General features: G+C 41.2%; 14 protein-coding genes and 1 pseudogene. 10 read left to right on the top strand and 5 right to left on the bottom strand.

What is annotated here, in order from left to right:
* Positions 1 to 132, top strand: a pseudogene (locus ACHHZ6_RS22590) (IS6 family transposase); the annotation flags it as partial.
* A 142-nt stretch (positions 133 to 274) separates the two neighbouring features.
* Here the strand turns inward: ACHHZ6_RS22590 and ACHHZ6_RS22585 are convergent.
* Entirely contained in the window at positions 275 to 922 is a 648-nt protein-coding gene (locus ACHHZ6_RS22585) for a recombinase family protein (RefSeq protein WP_024262784.1), read from the bottom strand.
* 336 nt (positions 923 to 1,258) lie between these two features.
* Here ACHHZ6_RS22585 and ACHHZ6_RS22580 point away from each other — a divergent pair, with 336 nt between their 5' ends.
* From ACHHZ6_RS22580 to ACHHZ6_RS22570, 3 genes are all read left to right on the top strand, one after another.
* A complete protein-coding gene (locus ACHHZ6_RS22580; RefSeq protein WP_044715119.1) occupies positions 1,259 to 1,921 on the top strand; it encodes an ArsA-related P-loop ATPase in 663 nt (220 codons plus the stop codon).
* A 96-nt stretch (positions 1,922 to 2,017) separates the two neighbouring features.
* Complete coding sequence (locus ACHHZ6_RS22575; RefSeq protein ID WP_044715122.1) at positions 2,018 to 2,299, top strand: hypothetical protein; 282 nt, start codon at positions 2,018 to 2,020, stop codon at positions 2,297 to 2,299.
* A 24-nt stretch (positions 2,300 to 2,323) separates the two neighbouring features.
* Entirely contained in the window at positions 2,324 to 3,301 is a 978-nt protein-coding gene (locus ACHHZ6_RS22570; RefSeq protein ID WP_047722177.1) for a DUF6685 family protein, read from the top strand.
* Here ACHHZ6_RS22570 and ddp1 read toward each other — a convergent pair.
* The 4 genes from ddp1 to ACHHZ6_RS22550 all read right to left on the bottom strand — a co-directional run bounded on the left by ddp1 (position 3,298) and on the right by ACHHZ6_RS22550 (position 6,461).
* On the bottom strand, positions 3,298 to 3,654 hold the full coding sequence (gene ddp1, locus ACHHZ6_RS22565; RefSeq protein ID WP_044715127.1) for a DNA distortion polypeptide 3: 357 nt from the start codon (positions 3,652 to 3,654) through the stop codon (positions 3,298 to 3,300). The two genes, ACHHZ6_RS22570 and ddp1, sit on opposite strands and share 4 nt — an antisense overlap.
* A gap of 173 nt (positions 3,655 to 3,827) precedes the next feature.
* Positions 3,828 to 4,271 (bottom strand): hypothetical protein, encoded by a 444-nt coding sequence (locus ACHHZ6_RS22560; RefSeq protein ID WP_044715130.1) that lies wholly within the window; start codon positions 4,269 to 4,271, stop codon positions 3,828 to 3,830.
* An 8-nt stretch (positions 4,272 to 4,279) separates the two neighbouring features.
* Entirely contained in the window at positions 4,280 to 5,167 is an 888-nt protein-coding gene (locus tag ACHHZ6_RS22555) for a replication initiation protein (protein ID WP_225622177.1), read from the bottom strand.
* Between the two features lie 1,138 nt (positions 5,168 to 6,305).
* Positions 6,306 to 6,461 (bottom strand): hypothetical protein, encoded by a 156-nt coding sequence (locus tag ACHHZ6_RS22550; RefSeq protein WP_226852982.1) that lies wholly within the window; start codon positions 6,459 to 6,461, stop codon positions 6,306 to 6,308.
* Positions 6,462 to 6,714: 253 nt separating this feature from the next.
* Here ACHHZ6_RS22550 and ACHHZ6_RS22545 point away from each other — a divergent pair, with 253 nt between their 5' ends.
* The 6 genes from ACHHZ6_RS22545 (at position 6,715) to ACHHZ6_RS22520 (ending at position 8,991) form a co-directional block, all read left to right on the top strand.
* Positions 6,715 to 7,230: a DnaJ domain-containing protein gene (locus ACHHZ6_RS22545; protein ID WP_044715137.1), complete on the top strand. Its 516-nt coding sequence runs from the start codon at positions 6,715 to 6,717 to the stop codon at positions 7,228 to 7,230.
* 43 nt (positions 7,231 to 7,273) lie between these two features.
* On the top strand, positions 7,274 to 7,816 hold the full coding sequence (locus ACHHZ6_RS22540) for a hypothetical protein (RefSeq protein ID WP_044715140.1): 543 nt from the start codon (positions 7,274 to 7,276) through the stop codon (positions 7,814 to 7,816).
* A gap of 11 nt (positions 7,817 to 7,827) precedes the next feature.
* The gene (locus ACHHZ6_RS22535; protein ID WP_044715141.1) at positions 7,828 to 8,094 is read left to right on the top strand and encodes a hypothetical protein; all 267 of its coding nucleotides are present in this window, start codon (positions 7,828 to 7,830) and stop codon (positions 8,092 to 8,094) included.
* On the top strand, positions 8,087 to 8,326 hold the full coding sequence (locus tag ACHHZ6_RS22530; protein WP_044715143.1) for a hypothetical protein: 240 nt from the start codon (positions 8,087 to 8,089) through the stop codon (positions 8,324 to 8,326). The genes ACHHZ6_RS22535 and ACHHZ6_RS22530 overlap by 8 nt, the downstream gene beginning before the upstream one ends.
* Positions 8,327 to 8,422: 96 nt before the next feature.
* Entirely contained in the window at positions 8,423 to 8,764 is a 342-nt protein-coding gene (locus tag ACHHZ6_RS22525) for a hypothetical protein (protein ID WP_059347451.1), read from the top strand.
* 77 nt (positions 8,765 to 8,841) lie between these two features.
* The gene (locus tag ACHHZ6_RS22520; protein ID WP_162852120.1) at positions 8,842 to 8,991 is read left to right on the top strand and encodes a hypothetical protein; all 150 of its coding nucleotides are present in this window, start codon (positions 8,842 to 8,844) and stop codon (positions 8,989 to 8,991) included.
* The last annotated feature ends 4 nt before the right edge of the window (positions 8,992 to 8,995 follow it).

Below are 8,995 nucleotides of genomic sequence, written 5' to 3'. Positions count from 1 at the left end.
ATGAAGACGGCTTACGCCACCATCAAAGGTATTGAGGTGATGCGTGCACTACGCAAAGGCCAGGCCTCAGCATTTTATTATGGTGATCCCCTGGGCGAAATGCGCCTGGTAAGCAGAGTTTTTGAAACGTAAGGCCTTTGAATAAGACAAAAGGCTGCCTCATCGCTAACTTTGCAACAGTGCCCAATAATTTTCGATATCCAAACTGACCCCTATTGAACAATCACACAAGCCAACCAGCTAGGACGGGTAGACATTTTCTTTTGTGTTGTAACTACTTACTCAAAGCACGTTTATCTTCCCTCGATTTTACAGCACTACTAATTGTCCCTCGACTACAGGCCATAATTTTCTGAACCTGGCTCCAAGAACTACCGCTATCGAGCAACCGATTAATTGCATCGTATCGAGCCTGATTGACCTGACGCCCCTTATATTTTCCCTCCTTTTGAGCTTTATTAATCCCCTGCCTTTGACGTTCCCGGCGTTGTTCATAATCACGACGAGCCACAGCAGCCAGCATATCAAGCAACATATCGTTGATTGCAGCAAACATGCGACTATCAAAATCATGGCTCGCTGAAGCAATCCAGGTTGTCGGTACGTTGATGGCCATCACTCGAATATCCTTCTGGCGAATCAACTTCTTCAGGCTGTTCCAGTCTTCACCAGTTAAGCGTGAAAGCCGATCAACATCTTCAATGAGGAGAATATCGTTCTGTCGGCAGTCGTTCAGCAGTCTGAATAATTCCGGTCGGTCGAGCCGCGAACCAGATTCATTCTCGATGTAGTAATTGCAGATGTTAAGGCCACGCTCATCAGCAAAGCTATCGATCGCAGCGAGTGCGCGAGAAGCGTCTTGTTCAGATGTTGAGGCGCGTAAATAAGCCCGGACAAAGCTTTGCGGTACGGTATGAGTCACAATGTCGAACCAGTTCAATTTAGGTTATTAAAGCATAACCATATAGTACCTGTTTCGCATGGTATTTTAAAGGCATACTCAAACCGAACCAAAGAAATGATTCATTATGTGACCACGTCACCTACAGTTACATCAGAAAGACGGTGTAAATCAAACGTAAAGCCATAATGAGCTTTACCATGTAAAGCACACATAAAGACACACTTATCTTTATACTCTATTTACATCGTAAAACATAAAGAGTATAAAGACACTATAAAGACGCCTATATCTTTATAAGTTAAAGACACCGTAAAGACATGAAAAGCTTTACATCGTAAATACGAGGATGCGGAAATGGGAAAAATTTTACTGGTGGTTTCAGATAAGGGCGGGGTAGGGAAAAGCACCTACTCAGCTAACACAGCATCTATGCTGGCAAACAGAGAAAAATCGGTAATCATCCTTAAAACCGATAAGAACAATGACCTTATCAGCTGGAATGAAAAACGCAGGGAGAATAGCCTCCCAACAGTACCAGTCTACGAGGCATACGGTAATGTAAGCAAAGAGATTAACCGCCTGAGCAAGCTGTGCGATGTTCTGATCGTTGACTGCCCCGGACATGACAGCCTTGAGTTCCGTAGCGCACTGACTGTGTCAGATATCATGATAACTCTGGTTAAAGCGTCATCTGACTTTGAAAGTGAAACACTGACGAGCGTAACCGAGAAAGTCCGCATGGCTCAGAAATCAAACGCAGCCCTGCAACCCTGGGTATTACTTACCAGAATAAACCCAAGCAAGCCACGCCACAGAAAAGCCGCTATTGAGCTGGATAAATTATTACGCTCAGACGACGTCTGGATACAGCCACTAAAAAACCGCATGTCAGAATTGGATGTGTTTGAAAGCGCCTGCAATGAAGGGGCAGGGGTACATGATGTAAGCCGCGCCTCCAGTCTGACAACAGCAAAAGCACAGATAGAATTAGTCGCCCAGGAAATAGGGATAATCTAAATATTTCAATCGAATACATAGAAATTTACATTGTAAAGACAACATAAAGACACTATAGTATTTACACTTAGATAGTGTCTTTAATGAGGATTTTGTATGGTTTTAAAATTGAAAACGCCAACCGTTCCGGCGACAGAAGAACAGGCAACAAACGCAGAAACAGCACGCTTTATCTCTGGAGCCACAAGGAAGCCAACACCAGGTAAAGCGAAGCTGGTTAATTTCCGGCTTTCTGAAGCCTTTGACGATATCCTAGAGGCTGAGGCGATCAGAACAGGACAGAGCAGGACAACCGTTCTAAAGGCAGCGCTGGCCGCATTTGATAATCTGGACGAAAACCAGAAAAACCACTGGTTACTGGAATCAGCAAAATTCTAACCATAGAAGCATGGATGATAATCTATGAGATATTTAACCGAATTAATCTGTCAACTCTACAGGTTGACAGATCACCATAAGCTGACCGCTGCAACGTTTAAAAATCTTGCTGATATTAAGTTAGTTGAACCTACAGCGGATGCAGACACCATATTGCAGCTTGAAAATATATTTAGCGAATACTCACTGAGATATATTGACAGGGATCTGGCTGAGATTCTGAGTAACATAATAACTACAGATAAAAAACACTCTCTGGATTTCGATTTTAACAAATTACAGTCTCTGACTGCCTCGAAAAGTTTCGGTTGTGGATGGAACAAGGTAATAAATGGTAGTTGGTTCAAAAACCTTTACTCATGGGGGGAGGGGATGTATCCCGCCAAAAACCTGAAAGCTGAAAACATTTCAGACTGGGAGGATAATATATGGCACATTGAGCATGAAGGTTTCAACCCTCGCGATTCTATCAATGTTACATATTACTCCTGGCTTGACCGCTATGTAGCTTCAAACAGTGGTGGTTCACATCATGCAGCAATGGTTGTATATCAATCTGTCAGAGACAAATTAGAGTATAAACGAGAAGCGGTTATTGAACAACTGAGCATAAATTCAAACACCGTTGAAATACTTGACCAGAACTACTATTCATTCATATTCCAGATAAAACGCCCTAGTAATAAGACAGAAATTTATACATCAGAATATGAATTTATAGATGCTTTAAAAGAGTTTGTAGAAAACAGATATACTATACTTAATCCTGTCAATTACGTTTCCAGTATTAAATTAGTTTTTATTCCAAAACATGCACTAAAAACAAATGACAAAACTTTCCGTAACTGGTTCTATTCTGCAATTAGTTGCGGGAAAATAATATCATTCCCCGATTATCTGAAAAATCCAGCGCATTACCATACACACCATTACTCACATGAACTAAACTCGATAACACTTGGTGACCCTAGCAGAAAGTATAAACTGAGAGAAGATTTTTAGATTTTATATAAAATAGCAATATTATCATTTGTCAGAAGATCGGACAGAGCCATACATTCAAGAACCACAATACCCGTCCCTGCCAACAAACTGGCATCAGATATCTTATCGAAGCTGATAATCATCATTGGCTTGCGTTGTGTTAAATCAAAGATTACTAATGGTAGTATTACACTGTTAATTGATTCAAATTCTTTAAAGAAAGCATCAGAGCCATACTCACTGGCAGGAAAAAGAATTTCACTCAATCTGATCCCATAAAAAACATGATAGTTTTCTTTGAGGTTTTCCTTTAAAATATTAATAGCTTTTGCGTATTTATCATCAATAAACTCTTTTACATCAAACTTCATAAATCCTCCAACAAGAACCGACTGTAGGTCACCGGGCAAACGAGTAAAATGCTAGCATTTTGCGGCGTTTGCCCTATCCTGCATCGCATTGAAAAGAACTCACATCGCGCACTATGCTAAACCGATGGTATAAGGCAAACATGCACAGTGCAAGCAGGCAGCTTGCGACTGGTTCACCGCGACTCATCATCAGGTGTCTCCGTGCTTGCTTCTTTCGCATCAGGAACCAGGAGACGATACCACGGCATTTTTTTGTTTATCATCTCCATTAGGGGAGTGGCAAACAAACTCAATCCCCACAGGCTTACGATAACAGGGATCGTGAAATTATGTGGCGTCCAGAACTGGCGCTCAAGGTGAAACCATGTGACGACACAAACCATCCCGCCAATCCAGAAAATAGCCTTACTGAAAGCCCCCAATACAGCCAGGGTAATAACAGAAACTACATGCAGTGCGCCAGCTGTGACAAGGCGAAGATAAAAACAGAACCATTTAACGTGTCGGATAAACGGATTGCCCGTTTTTACTCTACGTTGCTTTTTACGTTCCCTGTCAATTTCATGCCTTAGTTTGTCTCGCTCTGCGCCCAGCGGGAAATCATAGATTTTAGCCATAACTCACCTCATTTCTTTTTGGGTGGTACTTTTCTATCAAACTCCTCAAGAAAAGCAGAATCATCATCGTCAAATAACTCTATAGGAAAATCAGAGCCTGATTCGGCAAATTTATCTTCATCTATAGCGTATTCAAATCGTAACTTACTAACTTTCCTTCCTTCTTTTTCATCGACAACGCAAGACAGGAAAGTCACCTCAGTTTTTTCTTTTATTTCTTTGATGGCCTTATTTATTACCTCTCGCTTGAATATAGGGTACTCTGGATACTTATATATAATATCTCCATTATCATCAATATTGTAAGCAATAAGTTCATCCTTCAACTCTTCCAGAGATAGGCTAAATGAATTTTTCCCTTTAAACGTTGAGTAATTCTTCCTAATTAACTGATACAATGACCACGAATACTCCCCTCTCAATTTTAATGAGGACGCAATTAGTTGTGTTGTGAATTTATTTTCCGCCCCAATTAATCTTGATATATAAGGCGTGATAGTGTATCCAAATCTTAGAATTACAAATCCCTCATTTTGGTTATATGCACAATAATCAGTAATCGATAAGTCAAGGCGGTCGATGTTTTTTGAATTTGGAAGACCAAGTTCCTTTGCTAATTCCTTCATATCATTCCCCGTAAGGGAAAGTTTACTGACATTTAACAATTCAGCACCTTCCTTGACTTGCTTATAAGCAACAGAAGGATGTATTCCGGCTATCTTTGCGTACATATCAGCCCGAATTTTAAAGGTCTGCCCCATTCTCATTTCTTTTTTTGGATCAACATAAACCAAGGCCAGACACAGAACCCTTTTGGCTGCCAATGGAAGTTGAGCCAGAGTTTTATTTATTTCGTTCCTGTGACGAATCTTCGTTTTTTCAGTTACATTTTTCATAACTTTTATTCTCATAAAACCTCTCACTAAAGAGTAGCCACATTAACATGATGAAGTTATTTTTTCCATCATGTTTATTCGCATTTATCATCATGTTTGTCCGCTTAGCGACTCAGCTAAACCAGACAGGCTCCAGCCAATGTGCTCATAAAACGCACGCCTTGATGACTTCACATACAAAGATCTTCAGATATGAAGCTTTTAAATCAAGCTGTTAATAGCGTCGCATTTTCCATCATGTTTCGTCGCATTTTCCATCATGGTAAAACGCATTTTTCATCATGCCTCGTCGCATTTCCCATCATGTTTAATCGCATTTATCATCATGTTTCGTCGCATCCACCATCATGTTTAGCTTATTTTTCCTATATATATCAGATAATTAAAAACCTCTAATTCTTTAAGATCTTTAAGAAAAGAAAATATATATAAGGCTTTTAATGCACAGTACCTGTGGATAACTCAGCATAAACCCAGAGGATAGATCCTTCTAACCTTCGGAAGTTGGAGCAAAACATAAGGTGTTCATATTTTAGCCATTGAGTGTACGTGCTCTCTGTCAGAGCAGCAGATATTCCGCTTCCTCGCTTTGGCTGTTCGTTCCTCGTCGCTATGCTCCTGCGGTACGCCTCAGCCAAAGACTGCGGCGAGCGGTGCCGTCTCTCGATCACCTAGGTCTGAGAAAAGGTGAGAAGAATTTTAACTCAAAAAAAAGAGATGTTTTAAACTGTTAAATCAAAGAGATACATTGAGCAAAGATAACTTAAAAGTAAGATGATTTTTAAGTTATGCGTAAAAAACGGGAAAGGATCGTGGAGTGATCCTTTTTAGATCCAGCACTAAAACGCACTCAGAAGCCCTCAGAGGCGTTTTAAGTGAGTTTACCCCGACGAGGGTTCAGCAGAACGGGGTAAACCCGCTTAGAACAGCATACAGCTCGTTTAACGTAACAAGCTGGAAATTGACCAGGAGTGAACTCCGCTTACATGGGATGCCAGCAAAATTTTACGACCGGCAATGATGGCCAGTTACTTTTTGCTGGCTATTGTCGCCCAGCAGCTGGCGGCCTGATTGTTTTTTTGCTGTCAGAGTTCGTCAGGCATCAATTGGTTTCAGCTACTCGCCACGTAATGCGCTGCTAACGCACCTCATAACGCGCAGATACAGCGCCCCGCGCCAGTGCTTCACACTGCCCCGGCGTACCGTTCGCCAGCTCACGCGCTAACTGCGACAGGCTAAACGCCGTCTGATAGTCAGAAATTGGCTTAGCAGGGGAGAGGAGGTTATTGCTCATATCCAGGCTTGTTGGTTCGCCAATACTGGCGAACGTCCCCGGCGCGATGTAACGAGTATGCAAAATGTGACACAGTTCGCGCCTCTTTGAAACACGGTTCAACAGCGTAAAGCATTCGCTGTCTTTATAGTGTCTTTACACTACAAAGCAATCAAAAACAATTGCATTACCATCATATGATGGTATACTGAATTTGTTGGTTGGGAATGGCTCCCTGCCTTAATCCAGCAGCCCAAACGGGCGGGAGAAAAGCATGAACATTCAGGAAGCATTAAACGTCTTTGGTTTATCTGGTGAATTGACTGAAAAGGATATCAAGGCTGCATATAAAAAAGCGGCTTTAAAATATCATCCAGACCGTAATCCGTTAGGCGCTGAACTGATGAAAGCTGTAAACGCTGCTTTTGATTTTCTGATGGCAAACATCGATAAAATTAATTCGTTTCAGAGCACCGATGAAAACGCACACTATAACTACGGTGACGATATGGAAAGCGTGTTGAACGTACTCACCGGGTTATCAGGTTTAGTTTATGAAGTTATAGGCAACTGGATCTGGATTAGTGGGGAAACTCGCGAACATAAAGACACGTTGAAAGAAATAGGTTGCAAATGGGCAGCGAAGAAAAAACAGTGGTTTTACCGTCCTGAAGAACATAAGAGCCGCTGGAACCGAAAAGAACACAGTATTGATGAAATCCGCGAGATGTACGGCACTGCCGGGAAGCGTAAAGCAGCTGGCAGGCAGAAAGTAGAAAACAGAGCATAGTTAAAACGGGGGCGAAAGCCCCCAACACTTTAAAGGTGAGTTTATGAAATCATTTTTCTTGCTCTATCGGCCTGTTTTTGAAATCGTCTGCCGTATCCTGGGGAACGGCTGGCGCGTAAACCTGCTGGATGATTGTCAATATCGTATAAAACTAACGTCGCCACGATTTAAAAATTATTCTGTACACATTCGAATGGACAAAGGAAGGTTAGCTATCATAGGCAGCGTGGATAGCCGTAACTGGCGTAGTCCATGTCATACATGCACTGTATCACCACAGCGTAACCCCGTAGAGATAGCCGCAGATATTGAAAAGAAAATACTTATAAATGCATTACAGGATGTTGAAACTTCGCGAGAGTATGAGAAGAAACTACAGAAAGAGCGGGAAGAAAGGCAAATACTGAAAGGCATGTTGTCACAACTTGTTAAGCTTGAAAACTGGCACGGAACGTTAACAGGGTTTAAAGCTGTAAATGGTTTGAATGGGCATGTGACAGAGCGTGGTGATGGTTATGAAGTCCTGATTCGGGGATTGGACATAGATCAGCTCGTAAAGTTATCCGGCTTAATTAAACAACTATGAAGGTAATTATAATGGATGAAATACTGAGTGACAGAAAAAACAAAGGTAATGTTACATACAGAATTGTTGTTTCTGAAGATTCAGGACGCATCTTCATCGAGCTGGAAAAACTGATGAAGGTTAGAGCAAAAGAATCTGAAAAGAAAACAACAAAAAAGATTGTTTATCAGCAGTCTTTTTTCAAAGATGAATTTGATAGGGTAAAGAATGAAATTGAAGACCCAATATTATTGCAATTTTGTGTCGATACATTGTTGAAGGTGAAAAAATATGATTGATAAACCAACGCCGGAAGAGGTGAAAAACGCTCGCATTAAAGCTGGATTTACACAGCAGGAAGCCGCAGATCGTTTTGGCTTCACTTTGTCAGCATGGCAGGCTAAAGAAACTACCGGAAAAACTTCACGCGGTTTAGCAGCCGGTACTTATGAAATGCTTTTACTCCTGGCTGATGAACATCCTGTTTACCAACTTGTAAAGCGTGGAGAAATTCTAAAAGAAAGGGATTAAAATAATTGCATTACCATCATATGATGGTATACTGAATTTGTTGGTTAGGAATGATTCCTTGCCTTAATCCAGTAGCCCAAACGGGCGGGAGTAAAAATGAAAACTTATGCCATCGATTTTAAATCAGTAAACGTTAAAAAAGAAACCATAAACTGCATATCCTTCATCCAGTCAGAAACACTTTTTCTTGCCATTCATACATTCGAAGAAAAAAACCGGGGTCGTGGTTACATTACTTTGTCTGTTCGCGAAGTAGATAACAACGAACTTAGCGCGATTAACTCACTTAAAAAGAACGTAACATTCTGGTTCAACGAATGTGGCCTGTCAAAAGAAGGCGTTTTAAGAGAGATTGAATCATGGTTCAATTTTGCCTTCACAACGAAGGAGCAGAATGAAGCTAAAAGAGAGGTGATTAATCTTTTGAATAAAAACTGATGTTTTAAAAGAAGGTGGTATCAGGTTGTTGGAGCAACCTGATACCGTGACACTCATTCCCACGCGAGGAATATCTAATGTCGGAACGTATGCTATCAGCAATACAGGCTGTTGAAAAGGGCGCTCGCCCTGTCTTTCCCATCATGCCGTTCTCTGCATTCCCTGAGTTCATGGATCAGCTCAAAAAAGCGCTGGAAAGACGAGCGCATAGATTCACTGGTAAATGAAACA

This window comes from Enterobacter cloacae complex sp. 2024EL-00214, from assembly GCF_043945575.1.
GTDB lineage: Bacteria > Pseudomonadota > Gammaproteobacteria > Enterobacterales > Enterobacteriaceae > Enterobacter > Enterobacter cloacae_P.
The sequence above is the reverse complement of the archived record's forward strand: the minus strand, read 5'-3'. Positions and strand labels throughout refer to the sequence as shown.